Raw genomic sequence first — 18062 nt, 5'->3', positions numbered from 1 at the left:
GTTCATCAGGGGGCCGGGGGTGGGGCTCAGAAGCAGCCGTACTCTCCTCTGGGAGTCCGCCGCCGCGGTGCCGTGGATCACCGGCGCGCTCCTCGCGACCGGAGGCACCCGGGCGGTGCTCTGGGCGGTGGGTGTCGTCGTGGAGTACCTCGGGGTCGTGCTCGGCTGGCCCGCACCCTGGTCGCGGCACCGGCTGCCCCCGCTGCCGGGGTCGGTCGGCGAGCGGATCGCCGAGCGCTACCGACGGTTCGTCATCATCGCGCTCGGCGCGTCTCTCTTCCTGGTCGGTAGTTCGTTCAGTGCGGGCCCCTACACGACCGCGCGTTCGGGAGCGCTCGTCGTGGTCTTCCTGATCACTGTGCTGGTCTGGCGCATCTACATCTACCGGGCCGGGGAACTGATGACCAGTACCATCGCCACCTCCGTCAACCCGGAGCGGCTCAGCCAGGTCGCCGCCTTCGTCCACCTGATTCTGGTGGCCGGCATCCTGGGTACGGGAGTGGGAAGTCAACTCGTCATCGAACGCCCGTTCGGTGACACCCCGCCGTCCTGGGCGATGGCGATCCTCGGCGGCCCGGCCGTGTTCCTGATCGGCCGCGCCCTGCTCGACTACACGGTGTTCGCCCACGTCAACCGGGCCCGGATGATCGGGCTGCTCCTGCTGGCCGGGCTGGCGGCGGCCACCTCCCTGCTACCACCGATCATGATCGCGCTTGCCCTCATGGGCATCCTGGCCTACATCGCGACGTCGAACCTGATCCAGACCCTCGTCAATCCCCTGAACCCGGTCACCCACTGAATGTCGGCGGGCCAGAAACTCTCCGCGAGTCGCCGCAGGCCCTCGTCGACGTCGACGGGCGGGATCGCACCGTAGCCGAGAACCAGACCCGGCTGCGCCGGGCGATTCGCGCAGTAGCTGGCCAGGCTCTCGACCCCGACTCCGGCATCGCGGGCCCGGGCCAGCACCCGGGACAGGTCCACCGGGGAACCGTACCTGGCCGGAATGGAACCGGTCGGCGACGAGGTCGGAACCCCGGTGATCCACGTGCCCGGCCCGGACGGTCGGCTGATCGCGTTCTTCGGACCCGTGATCACTCCTATCCCGCGCGGCGCCGCCGCCGGCCGGCTCTGGGACGGCGTACTGCTGGTGGCCGGCACCGACGGCTTTTTCGAACTGAAGCGGACCCGTGACCGGTCCCCGGAATTCGGCTGACGGATGCGGCTGACGGATGCGGCTGACGGATGCGGCTGACGGAAGGGTTGAACCGGGGGAGCGGCCGGGTCAGTTCCCGTCGGGCGGGCCGACCGGGTCGACCGGGTCGAATGCGATCCCGGCCGCCGGGTCGACCTCCTCCAGCCGACCGCCGCGCACCACGAACGCGACGTGGTGACGGATCCGGGAATGGAACTCCGCCCACTCGGCCTCGCCCCACTCGTCGGGGTCCGCCGGATGAACCTCGTCGTACTCCGGCTCCACGTTGTAGCGGACCACGTAGACGACGTTGTCCCGTACCTCGATCCGCCACCGGTCGTCCGGTTCCTCGCCGTCGGCCCGGATCACACCGTTCACGACGTGGTCGAAGCTGAAGTGCGCGAAGTCCTCCGGATAGACCCGGCCGGGCACCGGGTCGGCGAGTTCCCGGGCCAGGACGGCGTCCGGGGCCAGGAAGGTGTCGATCAGGTACGCCAGCCACCGCTCCGCCTCGTAGAACTTCTCTTGCTCGTTCCATTCGATCGTCGAGCCGTCCTCGGACGGCACCCACTGGCACCAGAGGCCGGGCTGCCCCGGCGGCGGGTCGCTGGCGGCGACGACGTCGGGCTCGATGTCCTGCCCGGCGTAACCACCGCCCCCGACGAAGTACGGTCCCTTCGCCCGATGCATCCGGCGGGTGCCACCGAACCGCGCCAGATAGTCGCGCTCCTGCGGATTGAGCGGCGGTACGACCGTTACCCGGCCGGTGAACGTCGTCGTGTAGCCCATCGGTGTTCCTTCCGTCGTACCGCCGGTCGTCGCGGTCGCCGGAGAACAGGTCGGTTCAGCGGCGCCAGTCGGGGTCCCGGCCGATGATGCCGAGCACCCGGTCCAGTGTGGATGACGACGCTGGCACGGAGACCTCGGGCCCGTAGGCGCCCATCTGCCGGCCCTGCTCGGCGGTCCTCGACACCTCCTCGTGGACGAATGCGAGGAGCTCGTCGTCCCAGTCCGGCTTCTGCCCGGTTGCCTGGGCCAGGTCCCAGCCGTGCGCGACCATCTCGCAGACGACCATTCCGCCGATCATCGTCGCCGGCAGCTCCGTCGGGCCGACCACCCGGGTGGTGCCCTCCCAGGCGGCGGGCTGGCTCCAGGCCTCGGCGGTGCGCCCGACCTGTGCCTCCAGCTCGGCAGCCCAGTCCCCGCCGGTCAGATCCACCTCGGTGTCGGCGGCGGCCGGCGGTCGCACGGTCTCCTTCCGCCCGGCCCCCTCCAGCGGGGGTCCCCAGAACAGCAGGTGGTTGATCAGCTTGCGGACGTCGTACTCGGCACACGGAGTCGGCGCGTCGAGCTGGTCGGGCTTGATGTTGCGGATGATCTCCACCAGAGTTGTGGCGGCACGGCCCGCCAGTTGTAGGTCAGACATGGGCCAAGGAAAACACGCTGGTCGGCGGTTGTCTTGAACGAACGCGACATAGGCTTGCCGGCATGGCCAGGGATGTCCGCGAACTCTCCGGGGCGTGGACGAGGTACCAACGCCACACCACTTCGGACCCCTCGCCCGAACTCGCGCCGTACGTCGAGCGCTACTGGATGATCTCCTGGGAGTACGCCGAGCCGTACCGTCAGTTGATCGTGCCGTACCCGAGGGTGCACCTGACGTTCCGCGACGGCGGCGCGTTGGTGCAGGGAGTCAGCAGCGGCCACCAGATCAGGGTGTTGACCGGCGTCGACGGCATGTTCGCGGTGGCGTTCCGGCCGGGATGCTTCCGGCCGTTCCTGGGTACGTCGGTCTCGACGATCACCGACCGGGCGATCGACGCGGGGGAGATCTTCCCCGGCGACCTGCCCGATCCGCTCGACGTGCCGACCGTGGAGCGGTACCTGCTGTCCCGGCGGCCCGAACGGGACGTCCGGGCGGAATCGGTCGCGGAGATCGTGGCGACCATCGCCGCCAATCCGGCGATCGGCCGGGTCGAGGCATTGGCGGACGACCTCGGCATGACCGTCCGGGGGCTGCAACGGCTGTTCGCCGAGTACGTCGGCATCGGCCCGAAGTGGGTGATCCGGCGGTACCGGCTGCACGAGGTGACCGAGCGGTTGGGCCGGGGCGAGCAGGTCGACTGGGCGGCCCTGGCCGCCGAACTCGGGTACGCCGACCAGGCGCACTTCGCCCGGGACTTCAAGAAGATGTTCGGCGAGCCGCCGACCTGGTACGCCGAGCGTTATTGAGGCACACCATCGAGATCAACGCTGTATCCCGGCCACCGTGGCCGCGTTGGCCGGTTGGGCCCACGCGGCCACGGCTGCTGCCGATGTTCCGAGGCCCCATCAGGTGGTCGCCCGGGCCGCCTCCAGGATGACCTCGGTGACCTCGTCGGGATGGGAGATCAGCGAAAGGTGGGAGGCGTCGATCCGGGTGATCTTGGCCCCCGCCCGGGTCATCATCGCCTCCTGGCCGGCCGGCGGGATAACCCGGTCCTCGGTACCGATCACCGCCCATGAGGGGATCGTCTTCCACGCCGGATCCGTGGCCGGCTCAGTCAGGGCGTTCGTGGCCAGGGCGCTCTGGGACACGGCGAGCACCGCCGCCTGCCGCCGAGGCAGATCGTTGGCGAAGCCGGTGATGAACACCTCCGGCAGGACGTACGAGTCGACCGCACCTTCCGGGGCGCCAGGGAACGGCACGAGCTTGAAGACGCTCGTGGGGTCGGTCAGGGCCGGCTCAAGCACCGAACCGGAGCCGGCGGTGAGATCTTCCACGGTCTCCCCTTCGTCCGGGGCGAAGGCGTCGACGAACACGAGTGCCTTGACGTTGCTGTTGCCGGTCGCGGCGTCGCTCACCACAAAGCCGCCGTACGAGTGGCCTGCGAGCACGATGGGACCTTCGATGGTGGACAGGAAGTCCTCCAGGTAGCCGCTGTCGATCGATGGCCCCCGGTTGGGCTGCGGCGCAACCTGGACCTCGTAACCGAGTGCCTGGAGGTTGCGGACCTCCTGACTCCAGCTCGAGCCGTCGGCCCAGGCGCCGTGCACCAGGACGATGGTTGGCCTGGTGTCATGCCCCTCGTCGCGGGTTGGTTGCGGACCGCCGTCCGCTGACACGTGTGGGGTGGCCGAGCCGAGCACCGTAAGGAGCGTTGCGGCCGCGAGCGTTGCGGCGGCGACCTTCGGCCGACGTAGCGAGATACCGAGCATGTGTTTCTCCCTCGTTGGTCAGTGGTTTCCGAAGGCGGGCAGGTGTGCGTGGCTGCCAACGCAACCCAGCCGAAGCCTCAATTGGGCGGAAGCGCCGCCGAGCGGCGCGTGGATGCGGCGCGTGGATGCGGCGCGTGGATCGATGGCGGCGCGGGCTCCGTTGCCGCGATGAATCACTTGATCGCCCGAACCTCACCGTACTTACGGTCAGCGGAAATCTCAGACAGAAGAGGAAAATCCCTCAGGTTTCACCTTGTCGGAGGACACACCACTTCCGGCGGGCGGGAACGCTTTCCCCTCGATGGAAATCGCGTTGATCCGAAATCGTCGGTTCGTTACCGTGCGCACGTTCGACCACGAGCGCGAGGAGCGGAACTGCCGTGACAGGTCCGACCATCGACGCCGACACCGACACCGACACCGACGAGCCCACCCGCAGCGGAATGCGGCTGTTGCGGCACAACCCGGCCTTCCGGGCGCTGTGGTCGGCCCGGGTCATCTCGTACGCGGGCGACTCGCTGAGTCTGGTCGCCCTGATGCTGCACGTGGCGGACAGTACTGGGCAGGCGTTCGCGATCGCGTTGCTGCTGCTCGTCGGCGACTTCGCGCCGGCGCTGCTCGGCCCGCTCACCGGCGCGCTCAGCGACCGGTTCAACCTGCGACGGGTGATGATCAGCGCGGAACTGGTCCAGGGCGGGATGCTGCTGCTGATCGCCGTACTGCTGCCGCCGCTGCCGGTGCTGCTGGCACTGGTGGCGGTCCGGGCGATCGCCGGGCAGGTGTTCCAGCCCGCCTCCCGAGCGGCGGTGCCGGCCCTGGTCCCCGACCGGAACCTGGAGACCGCCAACTCCACCGTCGGGTTCGGCACCAACGGCGGCGAGGTGATCGGTCCGCTGCTCGCGGCGGCGCTGTTCCCGCTGATCGGCGTACGCGGGGTGCTGCTGGTCGACGCGGCGTCGTTCCTGCTCTCGGCGGCCCTGCTGGCTTCGCTGCCGAGAATGTCCGCGCCCGCCGGGGCGGAATCCGGACGGGGCTCCCTGCTGCGCGACGCGCGGGCGGGACTGGGCTACCTCTGGTCGACCCCGGTGGTCCGGGTGGTCGCCCTGGGGTTCTGCGCCGTCGTGGCGTTCAACGGCGTCGACGACGTCGCCCTGGTCCTGCTGGCCACCGACACCTTCCGGGCCGGCGCCTCGGCGGTCGGGCTGCTGCTGGGCGCGGTCGGGCTCGGGTTGTTCGTCGGCTACCTGCTGCTGGGCCGGTACGGGATGCGCGCGTCCACCGCCGCGCTGCTGATCGCCGGGTTCGCCATCAGCAGTGTCGGCAACCTGCTGACCGGACTGGCCTGGGCGGTCGGCGCCGCCATCGTCATGCAGGCGGTACGCGGACTCGGGATCGCGGCCATGGATGTCGCCTCCAGTACGTTGCTGCAACGGGTCGTACCGGAGAGGATGCTCGGCCGGGTCTTCGGCAACCTGTACGGCGCGATCGGGATCGCCGCCGCGCTCTCCTACCTGGGCGGTGCCGTGCTGCTCGATGCCACCTCGGCACCGACCACGTTGCTGGTCGCCGGGGCGGGTGGCACGCTGGCCACCGTCGCCACCGCCTGGGCACTGCGCCGGAGCTTGAACCGGACGAACCGGCCCGCCGCATAGGCTGGGAGGATGAGGCCCCCCGTCGATCTCGTAGGACCTCGGTGGACGGCCGAGCCGCTCGGCCACAACGCGTTCAACGGGGCGACGGGCGGTATCTGGCGGGTGGACCGTGGCGGCCGGAACGCGATCCTGAAGATCTCGACGCCGCCGGGTCGGGACGGGGTGCCGGCGCACTGGGCGGCGAGCACCGATCAGGGCCACTGGAACTACTGGCGGCGGGAGGCCCTGGCCTACCGCGATGGACTGGCGGACACGGCCTATGCGGCGGCGGGCATCCGCGCTCCGGCCCTGCTGGAGTCGATCGACCGGCCCGACGGGTCGATCGCGCTGTGGCTGGAGCACGTCGACGGCGTACCCGGCACCGCCGCGACGCCCGCCAGCCTGGGCGAGTTCGCCGAGCGGCTCGGCGCCGGGCACGCGTCGTGGCTGGGCCGGCGCCGGAACGAGCCGTGGCTGTCCCGGGACTGGCTGCGTGACTACACCACGACCCGTCCGGTCACCGAACCGATCCCCTGGGACCATCCCGTCGCAGCAGCCGCCTGGCCGCCCGAACTCCGCGCCGGACTGCGGGAACTCTGGCTACGCCGGTACGACGTACTGCGCGCCACCGACGAACTGCCCCGTACCCTGTGCCACCACGACGTGTGGCCGATGAACCTGATCGTCGACGACTCGGGGCCGGTGCTGCTGGACTGGAGCTTCGTCGGCCCCGGCCCACTCGGCGAGGACGCCGCCAACCTCATCCTGGACACCTTCTTCGACGGCCTGGTCGACCCGGCCCTGATCGACGAGGTCGCCGAGCGGGTCACCGCCGGCTACCTCCGGGGGCTCGCCGGTGCGGTGGACGCGTCAGCCGCCCGCCGCGCCATCCGGCTCACCGGCGCCGCGAAGTACTTCTGGTTGGCACCCCTGATGCTCAGCCGGGTCACGTCGACGCCTGCGAAGATCAGCCAGACCTACGACACCCGGGACGCGGTCGCCATGTTCGCCGGCCGCCGTCGCCCGCTGGAGCTCGTTGCCGCCTGGTTCGAAGGAACCCGCTGACGGCACCATCGCCTTATGAAGGCGCGCTTGCCGATGGCGGTGGCCCGCCCCGGGGCCGCTGCCGGTTGCCGCCGGCGTCGACCCCGAGGCGGGCCCGGGTGAGAAGTAGGCGTGGTCGGGCCCAGGCGAGGAACCGGGCGTACATCCGCGCCGGGTCGGGACCTGGCTCCGGGTTGAGCCGGTAGAGGTCGTCGATCGCCGCCTGGAGCATGGTGCCGAGGTAGATGTGCAGTGCGACCGGGTTCCGGGCGTACTCGATGGGTAGCCGGGTGCGCGCGACCAGGCACGGCCACTCCGCCGCGCAGGCCCGGCAGAGCCAGATCGGCCGTTGCGGCAGGTGGTCCCGGGGCGCGTCGGCGGTCATCGGGGCCCGCTGCCCCGGGACGGGTGTGCCTGGACGGGGGTGAGCTGCCCGGCCCGGCCGACCGCGTCCACGTCGACCCTGGCCGGGCGGCGCTGGCCCGGCCACCGGCCGTTGCGGTGCCGGCCGGGTACGGCGGGTGGAGCGGTTGGCGATTCCAGCCAGAGCGGGGCGGTGACCGGCAGTTCCAGTGTCGGCCACCAGACCCAGCCCGGCTGCTGGTCCCGATGGTGGTGCGGATGTTCGGCGTAGGACATGTGAATCCTCCCGAGGTGTGGATGGGGGCCGCCGGGTAGCGGCCGACGGCCCCCGCACGGCACGCCCGGGTACCTCTGCGACCGACCCCTTCCACCGAGCGTGACGGCCTGCTTCCACTCTGGACGTGAAGGCTCTACGCTCGGTAGTCGATCTGACTTTCCGTGACCGGTTGTGCGGGTGGAGTGATGCCCGTGTGGTGCGGTGGCGTACCCGATCCGGACCGGCCTGGCGTGTGGAGGAGATGTGGTGGGCGACCTGAACGATTCGATGGCGGACTTCATCGTCGAGGAGATCCGCCGGGCCCGGTGCGCGGCCGGGATGACCCAGGAGGCATTCGGCAAGGGGGCCAACTGCTCGGCGTCCCTGGTCAGCGCGGTGGAGAACGGAACCCGCTCACTGACCTCGGAGTACGTCCACGGCGCGGACCGGGCCTTGAGGACCGGCGGGTTGTTCTGGCGCTTGGTGGAGCAGTTCGGCGGCGGCTCGCCGGTCTGGTTCCGCGAGTGGGTGATCAAAGAGCGGACCGCGACCTCGATCCGCTGGTACGAGTCGTGTCTGATCCCGGGCCTGTTGCAGACCGAGGCGTACGCCCGAGCGGTGTTGACCGGTGGGCGAATGCTCAACCCTGATCAGGTGGAGCAGTTGCTGGCAGCCCGGCTGGAACGTCAGGCGGTGCTGGCCAGGGAGAACCCGCCGCAATTCGTCACTGTGCTGGATGCGGGTGTGTTGCGCCGGCCGATCGGCGGCCCGGTGGTGATGCGTGAGCAGCTCGATCACCTCCTGTCCAGCGCCGAGCAGCCTCAGATCCACGTGCACGTGGTGCCGGCGGAGGTGGGCTACCACGCCGGGCTGGCGGGGTCGTTCATCCTCATGGAGGGGACGGATTATCGCGAGATCGCGCATGTGGACAGCGCACTGCGGCCGCACATCGTCGCCGCCCCGGAGGCCGTTGCCGCGCTGGGTCGTAGGTGGGAAAGTCTGCGGGGAGAGGCGCTGCCGCGCACCCCCTCGATCGAGCTGATGAAGGAAGTGGCGAAGTCATGGATCTGACCGGTGCCGCCTGGCGGAAGTCAACCCGCAGCGACACAGGCGGAGCAAGCTGCGTGGAGGTGGCGGACAACCTGGCAGGGGTGGTCGGGGTCCGGGACAGCAAGGACCGGTCCGGGCCGGTGCTGACCTTCGGTCCCGACGCCTGGCGGACCTTCGTCGCCGAGGTGGCCCACCGGCGGTAGCCGGCGGGCACATGCTGGCCGGGGGCACATTCTGACGACGGTGAGATCTGGCGCTCGGTGGAAGAGGCCAGCCCTGCTGGGGCTCGCGTTGCTCTACACCGGCATCCGCGCGCCCGACATCCTGAGCGAGGGTAGCTGGCGCTCCTGGGTGGCCGTACCGATCGTCATCGCGCTTGTGTGGATCTTCGCGTGGGAACTGTGGACGGTGGTCCGTAGGCAGAACGGCCGCTCGTCGACGCCGAGGACAGCGCGCCCGGTTCGTAGCGCCCACCCCACCACGAGCCGGATCAGACGACCTGGCCGCGTAGTGCCTTGGTCAGCCGCGTCACCGCATCCGGCGGAAGATTGCCCCCGTTCTCCAGCGCGTTCGTCACGATGTCCTGGAAGATGCTGCTGAACAACGCGTAGTGCGGGGTGACGGGCCGCGACTTGCCTTTGACGAGGGCGTCTTTCAGGACCGGGGCGTACGGACGCAATTGTCGTACCTGTGGGTCGTCGTAGACGACGGTCCGGGTGGCCGCGAGCCCGCCGTCGCGGAACAGGGTGCGCTCGCTCTCCTCGCTGGTGAGGAACTCGACCAGTTTCTGCGCCGCCTGCGGATTCTTGGTGCCCGTGGCCACGGCGAGATTCTGCCCGCCGAGTACGCTTCCGCCCTCGCCGGGCAGCGGCGCGACGTCGAAGTCTGTCATCGGCCGGTCCCCGGTGCGGAGTTGGCCGTACGCCACCGGCCAGTTGCGCATCAACGCCACCTCACCGCGCTGGAACGCCGCCCGGCTGGTGTCCTCGCGGAAACCTCTCGACTGCGGATCCACCGCAGGCGGCAGACTGTCGACCGACTTCATCGCGTCGGCCAGCTTCTTCAACCCGTTACGCACGCCGTCGCTGTCGACCACGACAAGGTCTTTTTCCGCGTCGTACACGTCTCCGTCTTCCGCCCAGATGGCTTCCAGTGCGCTGACGGTCAACCCCTCGTAATGATCGAGCGGAGTAACGAATCCGGCCTTGAGGTTCGGATTGGCGGCGACCAGGGCCCGCACGTCGTTCGGGTCCGGCGGCAGCGTTGCCGGCAGGGCGTTCTGCGACACGCCCTTGCGGTAGAAGAGGAGCCCGACGTCCGTGTTAAACGGCAGCGCCCAGAGCTTCCCGTCGTACTCGCAGGTCTTTCGCGGTGCGTCGAGGAAGCCACTGACGTCCACCGATTCGTCCAGCGCGCGGATGTAGCCGGCCGTGGCGAACTCGGCGGTCCAGGTGACGTCCAGGTTGTAGACGTCGACATTCGGCGAGTCCGACTGGGCTCTCGCCACCATCTCGCTGTGTTGTTCGTCGGAGCTGCGGGACAGGACCTCCAGCCGGGCCGGTGTGTCCGGGTTCTCGAGATTCCACTTGTTGACCAGCACCTGGCGCTGCTTGCCCGTGCTCTCGTCCTCCCCGGTCAGGATCACCAGCTCCCCGCCCTGCGGCTGGGGCGGCGGCTGGTCGATCAGGCTCCGGACACTCGCGGTCACGACCATCGCGAGCACGCCCAGTGTGAACCAGGCGACCGGGCCGGAGAGCAGGCGTTTCACCCACGTCCTCCTGCTGCCCGGCCCGTTCCGTCCGGTCGACGTTCCTGTCATCTTCCGCTCCATAGGGTCGTGAAGAGCTGAGCCATGGTCCTTGGCACCTTCCCCGGGCTGGCCGACAGGCATTCGCCCTTGCCAGCGTCCGTCAGCAGGTGCAGGCCCGTGCCCTCCCGGCCCGGAATCTCCTCGCACCGTGCGTCGCCGGTGGCGATCACGTGCAGCCGGACGTCCGAGGCGGCGGAGAGCTTCCGCACCTCCCGGGCCACCTGCTGGAGGCTGAGGCTGCTGGTGGTGTCCTCGCCGTCGGTCAACACCACCAACGCCCGGATCCGCTTGGCGTCACCTCCACCGGAGACCTCCCGCAGGCCCGCGAGGATCGTGGCGTAGAGCGGGGTGACGCCCGCCGGATCGACGCTTCGCAGCGCGCCGACGACCGCTTTCCGGTGCTGGGGTGAGCCCGCCGCGATGCCGGCCAGTTGGGGCGAACTCCGGCCTCTGGCGTTCGGGAACGACCACAGACCGAACTCGTCGTGCGGACCGAGTTGCCCGAGCGCCTCGACCACACCCTGCGTCGCGACCGTGAACCGGGTCCCCTTCCCGGATCCCACGCCCTCGGTCATCGATCCGGAGGCGTCCACGGCGAGCAGGACCCGGCCGGAGAGTTTGGCCTGCTGGTACAACTCCAGGGTCGCGGCCAGGTCTTCGGGTACGCACGGGTTCTTGTCCAGGGCGCCGCAGTCGTTGCGCGGCTTGGCCAGTCCCACCTCGGCGAGGTACCGCCCGCCAGCACCGCGCAGCCAGTCGCGGAAGCCGTCGACCGCTCGATTGTGCCGGGAACTGGTCCAGGTGAACTGCACGAAGGGGTGATCGAGAACCGGCCCCTCGACGCCTTCCGACGTCAGCGAGGTCGGAGCCCACGGCGCGTTGACCGGAGCCCGGCAGCCGGTGCCGCCCAGGGTCCTGCCCTTCAGGAGTCGCTGCCACGTCCGTGAACTGGTGAGCACGGCTGCGGGCGCCCGCCCGGTCCGCAGGTACGCGCAGAGCAGGCTGGCCTCGTCGTCGGCCGAGGCCGTGGAGGCGAGCACGATCTGTTGCCGTTGCCGGGCCACGGCCGGATCCACCAGCCTGTTCTGGGCGTCGTGCAGGTAGCCGGTGGCGGCGAGCAGGCCGGCGGTCGACGACTCCGGATCGGCGACCGACAGCGATGGCTTCGGTTTGGCCAGCAGCCTCGACACCAGTCCGGACAGGGTCGCCGCGTCATCGGGCGGCGTGGCGGGCACGGCCGAGCCGGCGAGGACGATCGACGACGACGCGATCGGCGTGATCAGCTTCAGCGGCGCCGGCAACCGCCCGTTCGCCGTCAGGTCGTCGGGTAGCGTACGGGCGAGGATGTCACGGACCTGGCGCACGTCCACTGTGGAGTCGGGTAGCCAGGCGTCGGGACGCGGCCCCAGGTCGACGTACGGATGCTCGGTCTTCCCGTCGGCCCACTGGCGGGCGAGGGCGCTACTGACCGCCGACGTGTCCGCGGCATACACGAACGGAAACACCGTCGGGCAGCCGTCATTGGCGCGGGCGGTGGTCCTGGCATATTCCCCGGCCAGTTCGCGGGTCGCCTGGAAGCCTTCCGGCGAGGTGAGGATGCGCAGTTCGGTGGTGGGGGGACAACCGTCGTCGTCGCCGAACGGACGGACAACGACGACCGCCGTGGCGGCGACCAGCAGGACGAGTACGCCAGCGGCGATCCATCTGGCCCGACGCGACACCGCCCGGTACCGCTCCTCGACCCATTCGAGCAACCAGTCCACGAACCGGCGAATATCAGTGAACCAAAGCGAAACGGCGGCAACCACCATCGCCCCGGCCAGCACCAGCCAACTGTTGCTGGCCTGCTTCTTCAGGAGCTCTCCAAGGCCCGCGATCGGCAGTGCGACCAGGGCGAACACGATGACACGCAGGCGGCGATATTTTCCGGACCGGCTTTCGTCATCAGCCACTCGGATTTCGCCTCCGCAGGATGCGCGGCGCGGCCGGCCGCCGCGTCCTATATCGCATCGTCCATTCTAGGACGCGGCAGCAAAGGAGATCGATCCGATCGTCGGGACCCGGGGACCGATGTCTGATAATTGACGTCCGGGCCAAGGCGCGCCTGACCGTCCGCTCATGGATGTACGTGCTTCGGCATCGACGGACGCAGCGCCACCCACGATCCCCGAAGGATCTTCATCCGCCAATACCCGAAGCAGGCACCGCTAACCGAGCGGGCCGACCTCGGCCTCGATCGCGGCGCGCAGTTCGGGGCCGGCGATCACCGTACGGGCCGCCTCCATCGCCGGGGCGAGGAAGATGTCCGGGCCGGGCTCGCCGAGGAACCCCTGAACCGCCGCGACCGCCGTCCGACCGGCCGGGGACGGTACGAGCGGAGCCCGCAACTGCAACCCGCGTACGCCGGCGATCAGTTCCACCGCGAGCAGGCTCGTCAGGTTGTCCAGCACGGTACGCAGCTTCACGGCCGCCGCCCAGCCCATCGAGACGTGGTCCTCCTGCATGCCGCTGGTCGGCAGCGAGTCGACCGAGGCGGGGGCGGCCAGTCGCCGGTTCTCCGCGACGATGCCGGCGGCGGTGTACTGGGCGATCATCAGCCCGGAGTTGACTCCGGCGTCGGGGGAGAGGAACGCCGGCAGTTCCCGGGACCGGGCGACGTCGAGCAGCCGGTCCACCCGGCGTTCGGCGATCGCGCCGACCTCGGCGGCGGCGATGGCGAGGAAGTCGGCGGCGAAGCCGAGCGGGGCGCCGTGGAAGTTGCCGGTCGACTCGACCCGGCCGTCCGGCAGCACCACCGGGTTGTCCACCACCGAGAGCAGTTCCCGGCCCGCGACCTGGTCCACGAACGACAGCGTGTCCCGGGCCGCCCCGGCCACTTGCGGCGCGCAGCGCATCGAGTACGCGTCCTGGACCGCGTGCGCCAGGTCGTCCCGATGGGAGTCCATGATGGACGAGCCCTGGAGCAGCCGGTGGATGTTGGCCGCCGACATCGCCTGTCCCGGGTGCGGGCGGATCGCGTGCAGCTCCGGCAGGAACGGCCGCTCCGAGCCGAGCATCGCCTCGATCGCCAGCGCCGCCGTCACGTCCGCCATCGTGAACAGGTGCCCGGCGTCGGCGATCGCCAGCAGCAGCATCCCGAGCATCCCGTCGGTGCCGTTGACCAGCGCCAGCCCCTCCTTCGCGGCCAGCGTCACCGGCCGCAGCCCGGCCGTACGCAGCGCCACCGCCGCGTCCTGCCGGGTGCCGTCCGGGGCGAGCACCCAGCCCTCGCCGAGCAGCACCAGCGCGCAGTGCGCCAGCGGGGCCAGGTCGCCGGAGGCGCCGAGCGAACCGTGCTCGGGCACCCACGGGGTGATGTCGGCGTTGAGCAGGTCGACGAGGGCCTGGGCCAGCTCGGGGCGTACCCCGGAGTGGCCGAGGGCGAGCGAGCGGATCCGCAGCAGCATCATCGCCCGGACCACCTCGCGGGGCATCGGGGCACCCACCCCGGCGGCGTGCGAGCGGATCAGCGCGTGCTGCAACTCGGCCCGCCGCTCCGGCGCGACGAACGTGTTGGCCAGCGCGCCGAAGCCGGTCGAGACGCCGTACACCGGGCGTCCGGTCTGCTCGATCCGGTCGACGATCGCCCGGCTGGCCGCCATCGCGTCCAGAGTGGAAGGGTCGAGGACGACGGTCGCGGTGCCCCGGGCCACCGCCGCGACATCGGCCGGGGAGACCCCGGTGGGTTGGACGGTGACGACGGGTCGGGTCACGGTTGCCATTGCGGTACTCCGTTGTGCAGGACCTGGATGATCAGTGGAACCCCTGGCCGGTAGGCCAGGTGCAGATATGAGGGCGCGTCGAGGATGCTGAGGTCGGCCGGTACCCCGGGACGCAGCACCCCGGCGTCCGCGCGGCGCAGCGCCCGCGCGCCACCGGCGGTGGCCGCCCAGACCGCCTCCGCCGGGGTCATGCCCATCTCCCGGACCGCGAGCGCGACACAGAACGGCAGCGACGAGGTGTACGACGAACCGGGGTTGCAGTCCGTCGCCAGCGCCACGGTCACCCCCGCGTCGAGCAGCCGCCGGGCGTCCGGGTACGGCGACCGGGTGGAGAACTCCGCGCCGGGCAGCAGCGTCGCCACCGTCTCCGATCCGGCCAGCGCCTCGACGTCGGCGTCGGACAGGTGGGTGCAGTGGTCCGCGCTGGCCGCGCCCAGCTCCACCGCGAGCCGCACCCCCGGCCCCGGGCCGAGCTGGTTCGCGTGCACCCGTACGCCGAGTCCGGCGGCCTGCCCGACGGTCAGGATCGCCCGCGCGTGGTCGGCGTCGAAGGCGCCCCGCTCACAGAAGACGTCGATCCACTTCGCGTACGGCAGGGCGGCCCGGAGCATCGGACCGCAGACCAGTCCGACGTAGTCGTCCGGGCGGTCGGCGTACTCGGTCGGCACGACGTGCGCGCCGAGGAACGTCGTCTCGGCGGTGTACTCGGTGGCGATCCGCAGCGAGCGGGCCTCGTCGGCGACGTTGAGGCCGTACCCGCTCTTGATCTCGATCGTGGTGGTGCCCTGCCGCAGCGCCTCGACGCGCAGCCGCCCGACGGTCTCGCGCAACCGGTCGTCGCTGGCCGCCCGGGTCGCGGCGACGGTGGTCCGGATCCCGCCGCCGGTGTACGGCTGGCCGGCCATCCGGGCGGCGAACTCGGCGGCCCGGTCACCGGCGAAGACCAGGTGCGCGTGGCTGTCCACGAACCCGGGCAGCACCGCCCGGCCGTCGGCGTCGATCCGGCGGGCGGCGGCCGGCGCGTAGCGGGCCGGGCCGATCCAGGCGACCTCGCCGTCCTCGACCAGCAGCGCGGCCTTGCGGCGGATGCCTAGCGGCCCGCCCTCGCCGGTCCCTTCGACGTTGGTGACCAGTTCGCCGATGTTGTCGATCAACAGGTTCATGGTTCGACCACCGCCCCGATCGCGTCCGTCAGTGCGGACGGTACGTCGAGGGTGACGTGCCGGCCGTCCCGCACCACCACCCGCCCGTCGACCAGTACGTCGGTGACGTCGGCGGCGGTCGCCGCGCCCAGCGCACCGGCCGCCGGCACCCCGGCGGTACGGGCGCTGTCCAGCCGTACCGTCACCAGGTCGGCGCGGGCGCCGACGGCGATCGTGCCGGCGTCGGTCCAGCCCAGCGCCGCGTGCCCGGCCCCGGTGGCGGCGTGCAGCAGCTCGGCCGGGGTGAAGTGGCCTCGGCGCAGCGTACGCAGCCGCTCGTGCGCCTCGACGCCCCGGGCCTCCTCGAAGAGGTCGATCACGGCGTGGCTGTCGCTGCCGAGGCTGACCGGGCAGCCGGCGTCGACCAGCGGGCGGGCCGGTCCGATCCCGTCGGCCAGGTCCCGCTCGGTGGTGGGGCAGAGGCACGCCCCGGTGCCGCTGCCTCCGAGCAGTGTGCGATCGGCCTCGGTGAGGTGGGTCGCGTGCACCGCCGTCGTCTCAGGGCCGAGCGCACCCGCGTCGGCCAGCAGCCCGGTCGGGGTCCGCCCGTGGTACGCCAGACACGCCTCGTTCTCGGCCGGCTGCTCCGACAGGTGCACGTGCAGGGGTTCGCCGCGCTCGTCCGCCCAGTCGACGACCACCGGGATCTGGTCGGCGGGCACTGCCCGGACCGAGTGGATCGCCGCACCGACCCGGACGTTGTCGAGGGTCGGCGCGAAGCTGCCGGCCCGGTCGGCCCAGCGCCCCGCGTCGCCGTCGCCGAACCGCAGTTGCGGGCCGGTCAGCGGCTGCCCGTCCACGGAGGCGGTCAGGTAGCAGGTGTCCAGCAGAGTGATCCGGATCCCGGCCTCGGCGGCGGCCTCGACCAGCGCCGCACTCATCGCGTTCGGGTCGTGGTAGCGGCGCCCGTCCGGACCGTGGTGCAGGTAGTGGAACTCGCCCACGCAGGTGATCCCGGCGAGCGCCATCTCGGCGTACGTGGCCCGGGCCAGCGCCAGGTAGCTGTCCGGGTCGAGTCGCCCGGCGACGGCGTACATCCGGTCCCGCCAGGTCCAGAAGCTGCCGCCGGCATCCCCGGTACGCCCGCGCAACGCCCGGTGGAAGGCGTGCGAGTGCGTGTTGGCCAGCCCCGGCAGGGTCAGCCCGGACAACCGGTACGCGTCCGCCGGCACCACCGGCACCCCGGTGGTGATCCCGGTGAACCGCCCGTCGGCCAGCTCGATCAGCACGTCGGCGTCCGGCACCGGGCGGCCCGGCAGCCAGGCGTACTCGGCGTGGTAGCGGGTGGTACCACTCAGCCTGCGGCCAGCTCGGGTCACCGTCCGGCCAGTTCGTCGAGCAGGTCCGCCAGCCGGCGTACGCCCTCGGCGCAGTCGTCGTCGCCGGCCGACTCGGCGGGGGAGTGCGAGACCCCGGTCGGGTTCCGGACGAACAGCATCGCGGTCGGCACGTGCCCGGCCAGGATCCCGGCATCGTGTCCGGCGGCGGTCGGCAGCACCGGTACGCCCTCGCCGAGCACCCGCCCGAGGGCCGAGTTCAGGCCACCGTCGAACTCCACCGCCGGGCTGAGCGACTCCCGGGTCAGGGCCAGGGTCGTACCGTCCCGGGTGGCCCGGTCGGCCGCCTTGACGCGTACCGCCTCGACCAGGGCGTCCAGGGTTCCGGCGTCGGCGGCCCGGGCGTCGAGCCAGCCCCGGACGAGCGCCGGGATCGCGTTGGTGGCGTTCGGCTCGACCTCGACCCGGCCGACGGTGGCGTGCGCACCGCGCAGCCGGGCCTCCTTGTTCGCCGCCAGCACCGTGAACGCGAAGGTCAGCATCGGATCGCGGCGGTCCGCCATCCGGGTGGTGCCGGCGTGGTTCGCCTCGCCGGCGAAGTCCAGCCGCCAGCGCCCGTGCGGCCAGATCCCGCTGGCCACCCCGACCGGTGCGCCGAGGTCGACAAGCGCCCGACCCTGCTCGATGTGCAGCTCGACGAACGCGCCGATCCGGTCCAGGATTTCCGGGCGGCTCCCGGCCGGTCGACCGCCCATCGCCTCGGCGAGGCTGATCCCGTCCCGGTCGGTCAGCGCCGCCGCCCGGTCCGGGTCGAGCGCGCCGGTGAGCAGCCGCGAGCCGAGGCAGGGTACGCCGAACCGGGAGCCCTCCTCCTCGGCGAACGCGACGACCCCGACCGGCCGCCGGAACTCCCGCCCGGCCTCCCGCAGAGCCCGTACGGCGAGCAGCGCACTGACGATGCCGAGCGGGCCGTCGTAGCCACCGCCGTACGGGACCGAGTCGAAGTGGCTGCCGAGCAGGACGGCGTCCCCGTTCTCGGGCGCCGGCCCGTACCAGGCGAACAGGTTGCCGTTGCCGTCCTGGTCGACGGTGTGCGCTCCGTCGCCGGCGGCGGTGTCCCGGAACCACTCCTCCAGCCGCCGTACCGGCTCGGTGAACCCGTACCGCAGGTACCCGCCCGTCCCCGCATCCCGCCCGATCGGCGCGATCTCCGCCCAGCTCCGCGCGAACTGGCTGTTAGGAAGGGACCCTTCTACAACAGAATCCGATAACAAGGGG

18 protein-coding genes and 1 pseudogene are annotated in these 18062 nt (G+C 71.2%); 7 read left to right on the top strand and 12 right to left on the bottom strand.

Features of this window, described 5'->3' with window-relative positions; all coding sequences use genetic code 11:
• Nucleotides 1-799 (top strand): low temperature requirement protein A (locus I0C86_RS31320; protein ID WP_230395091.1); only part of this gene is annotated, 799 nt, incomplete at its 5' end.
• On the opposite strand, the gene I0C86_RS31315 is transcribed toward I0C86_RS31320, so the two are convergent.
• Nucleotides 736-981, bottom strand: a complete 246-nt coding sequence (locus tag I0C86_RS31315) for a hypothetical protein (protein WP_196204918.1) — start codon at nucleotides 979-981, stop codon at nucleotides 736-738. The two genes, I0C86_RS31320 and I0C86_RS31315, sit on opposite strands and share 64 nt — an antisense overlap.
• Nucleotides 982-997: 16 nt before the next feature.
• Here I0C86_RS31315 and I0C86_RS31310 point away from each other — a divergent pair.
• Nucleotides 998-1213, top strand: a pseudogene (locus tag I0C86_RS31310) (mycothiol-dependent nitroreductase Rv2466c family protein); the annotation flags it as partial.
• Between the two features lie 69 nt (nucleotides 1214-1282).
• On the opposite strand, the gene I0C86_RS31305 reads toward I0C86_RS31310, so the two are convergent.
• Together I0C86_RS31305 and I0C86_RS31300 are read right to left on the bottom strand one after the other, a co-directional pair.
• Nucleotides 1283-1981 (bottom strand): hypothetical protein, encoded by a 699-nt coding sequence (locus tag I0C86_RS31305; protein ID WP_230395090.1) that lies wholly within the window; start codon nucleotides 1979-1981, stop codon nucleotides 1283-1285.
• A 55-nt stretch (nucleotides 1982-2036) separates the two neighbouring features.
• The gene (locus I0C86_RS31300) at nucleotides 2037-2618 is read right to left on the bottom strand and encodes a TIGR03086 family metal-binding protein (protein WP_196204917.1); all 582 of its coding nucleotides are present in this window, start codon (nucleotides 2616-2618) and stop codon (nucleotides 2037-2039) included.
• Between the two features lie 62 nt (nucleotides 2619-2680).
• Between I0C86_RS31300 and I0C86_RS31295 the strand changes: the two genes are divergently transcribed.
• On the top strand, nucleotides 2681-3424 hold the full coding sequence (locus tag I0C86_RS31295) for a helix-turn-helix domain-containing protein (protein WP_196204916.1): 744 nt from the start codon (nucleotides 2681-2683) through the stop codon (nucleotides 3422-3424).
• A 99-nt stretch (nucleotides 3425-3523) separates the two neighbouring features.
• Here I0C86_RS31295 and I0C86_RS31290 read toward each other — a convergent pair whose 3' ends face one another.
• Entirely contained in the window at nucleotides 3524-4390 is an 867-nt protein-coding gene (locus I0C86_RS31290; RefSeq protein WP_196204915.1) for an alpha/beta fold hydrolase, read from the bottom strand.
• A 380-nt stretch (nucleotides 4391-4770) separates the two neighbouring features.
• Here I0C86_RS31290 and I0C86_RS31285 point away from each other — a divergent pair, with 380 nt between their 5' ends.
• Together I0C86_RS31285 and I0C86_RS31280 are read left to right on the top strand one after the other, a co-directional pair.
• Complete coding sequence (locus tag I0C86_RS31285; RefSeq protein WP_323373962.1) at nucleotides 4771-6042, top strand: MFS transporter; 1272 nt, start codon at nucleotides 4771-4773, stop codon at nucleotides 6040-6042.
• 9 nt (nucleotides 6043-6051) lie between these two features.
• Nucleotides 6052-7086 carry a phosphotransferase gene (locus I0C86_RS31280; RefSeq protein ID WP_196204914.1) on the top strand — a complete coding sequence of 345 codons (1035 nt, stop codon included), beginning with the start codon at nucleotides 6052-6054 and terminating at the stop codon, nucleotides 7084-7086.
• 13 nt (nucleotides 7087-7099) lie between these two features.
• On the opposite strand, the gene I0C86_RS31275 is transcribed toward I0C86_RS31280, so the two are convergent.
• A complete protein-coding gene (locus I0C86_RS31275) occupies nucleotides 7100-7450 on the bottom strand; it encodes a hypothetical protein (RefSeq protein ID WP_196204913.1) in 351 nt (116 codons plus the stop codon).
• A complete protein-coding gene (locus tag I0C86_RS31270) occupies nucleotides 7447-7704 on the bottom strand; it encodes a hypothetical protein (RefSeq protein WP_196204912.1) in 258 nt (85 codons plus the stop codon). The genes I0C86_RS31275 and I0C86_RS31270 overlap by 4 nt, the downstream gene beginning before the upstream one ends.
• Before the next feature lie 247 nt (nucleotides 7705-7951).
• Here I0C86_RS31270 and I0C86_RS31265 point away from each other — a divergent pair, with 247 nt between their 5' ends.
• Nucleotides 7952-8755, top strand: a complete 804-nt coding sequence (locus I0C86_RS31265) for a helix-turn-helix domain-containing protein (protein WP_196204911.1) — start codon at nucleotides 7952-7954, stop codon at nucleotides 8753-8755.
• Complete coding sequence (locus I0C86_RS31260) at nucleotides 8746-8937, top strand: DUF397 domain-containing protein (protein WP_196204910.1); 192 nt, start codon at nucleotides 8746-8748, stop codon at nucleotides 8935-8937. Before I0C86_RS31265 ends, I0C86_RS31260 begins: the two co-directional genes overlap by 10 nt.
• A gap of 287 nt (nucleotides 8938-9224) precedes the next feature.
• Here the strand turns inward: I0C86_RS31260 and I0C86_RS31255 are convergent, their stop codons facing one another.
• The 6 genes from I0C86_RS31255 to I0C86_RS31230 form a co-directional block, all read right to left on the bottom strand.
• The gene (locus I0C86_RS31255) at nucleotides 9225-10502 is read right to left on the bottom strand and encodes an extracellular solute-binding protein (protein WP_196204909.1); all 1278 of its coding nucleotides are present in this window, start codon (nucleotides 10500-10502) and stop codon (nucleotides 9225-9227) included.
• Nucleotides 10503-10549: 47 nt separating this feature from the next.
• On the bottom strand, nucleotides 10550-12496 hold the full coding sequence (locus tag I0C86_RS31250; protein ID WP_196204908.1) for a vWA domain-containing protein: 1947 nt from the start codon (nucleotides 12494-12496) through the stop codon (nucleotides 10550-10552).
• Nucleotides 12497-12751: 255 nt separating this feature from the next.
• The gene (gene hutH / locus I0C86_RS31245) at nucleotides 12752-14305 is read right to left on the bottom strand and encodes a histidine ammonia-lyase (RefSeq protein WP_196204907.1); all 1554 of its coding nucleotides are present in this window, start codon (nucleotides 14303-14305) and stop codon (nucleotides 12752-12754) included.
• The gene (gene hutI, locus I0C86_RS31240; RefSeq protein WP_196204906.1) at nucleotides 14293-15468 is read right to left on the bottom strand and encodes an imidazolonepropionase; all 1176 of its coding nucleotides are present in this window, start codon (nucleotides 15466-15468) and stop codon (nucleotides 14293-14295) included. The genes hutH and hutI overlap by 13 nt, the downstream gene beginning before the upstream one ends.
• The gene (locus I0C86_RS31235; RefSeq protein ID WP_407676373.1) at nucleotides 15465-16826 is read right to left on the bottom strand and encodes a formimidoylglutamate deiminase; all 1362 of its coding nucleotides are present in this window, start codon (nucleotides 16824-16826) and stop codon (nucleotides 15465-15467) included. Before I0C86_RS31235 ends, hutI begins: the two co-directional genes overlap by 4 nt.
• Nucleotides 16823-18058, bottom strand: a complete 1236-nt coding sequence (locus I0C86_RS31230; RefSeq protein WP_196204905.1) for an allantoate amidohydrolase — start codon at nucleotides 18056-18058, stop codon at nucleotides 16823-16825. Before I0C86_RS31230 ends, I0C86_RS31235 begins: the two co-directional genes overlap by 4 nt.
• Nucleotides 18059-18062: the final 4 nt, after the last annotated feature.

Origin of the sequence: Plantactinospora alkalitolerans (assembly GCF_015690345.1) — a bacterium.
Lineage (GTDB): Bacteria > Actinomycetota > Actinomycetes > Mycobacteriales > Micromonosporaceae > Plantactinospora > Plantactinospora alkalitolerans.
The sequence above is the reverse complement of the archived record's forward strand: the minus strand, read 5'-3'. Positions and strand labels throughout refer to the sequence as shown.

Coding starts and splice junctions, on each gene's coding strand:
- I0C86_RS31305 (WP_230395090.1), bottom strand. CDS start 1,981: ATGGGCTACACGACGACGTTCACCGGCCGGGTAACGGTCGTACCGCCG.
- I0C86_RS31300 (WP_196204917.1), bottom strand. CDS start 2,618: ATGTCTGACCTACAACTGGCGGGCCGTGCCGCCACAACTCTGGTGGAG.
- I0C86_RS31295 (WP_196204916.1), top strand. CDS start 2,681: ATGGCCAGGGATGTCCGCGAACTCTCCGGGGCGTGGACGAGGTACCAA.
- I0C86_RS31290 (WP_196204915.1), bottom strand. CDS start 4,390: ATGCTCGGTATCTCGCTACGTCGGCCGAAGGTCGCCGCCGCAACGCTC.
- I0C86_RS31280 (WP_196204914.1), top strand. CDS start 6,052: ATGAGGCCCCCCGTCGATCTCGTAGGACCTCGGTGGACGGCCGAGCCG.
- I0C86_RS31275 (WP_196204913.1), bottom strand. CDS start 7,450: ATGACCGCCGACGCGCCCCGGGACCACCTGCCGCAACGGCCGATCTGG.
- I0C86_RS31270 (WP_196204912.1), bottom strand. CDS start 7,704: ATGTCCTACGCCGAACATCCGCACCACCATCGGGACCAGCAGCCGGGC.
- I0C86_RS31260 (WP_196204910.1), top strand. CDS start 8,746: ATGGATCTGACCGGTGCCGCCTGGCGGAAGTCAACCCGCAGCGACACA.
- hutH (WP_196204907.1), bottom strand. CDS start 14,305: ATGGCAACCGTGACCCGACCCGTCGTCACCGTCCAACCCACCGGGGTC.
- hutI (WP_196204906.1), bottom strand. CDS start 15,468: ATGAACCTGTTGATCGACAACATCGGCGAACTGGTCACCAACGTCGAA.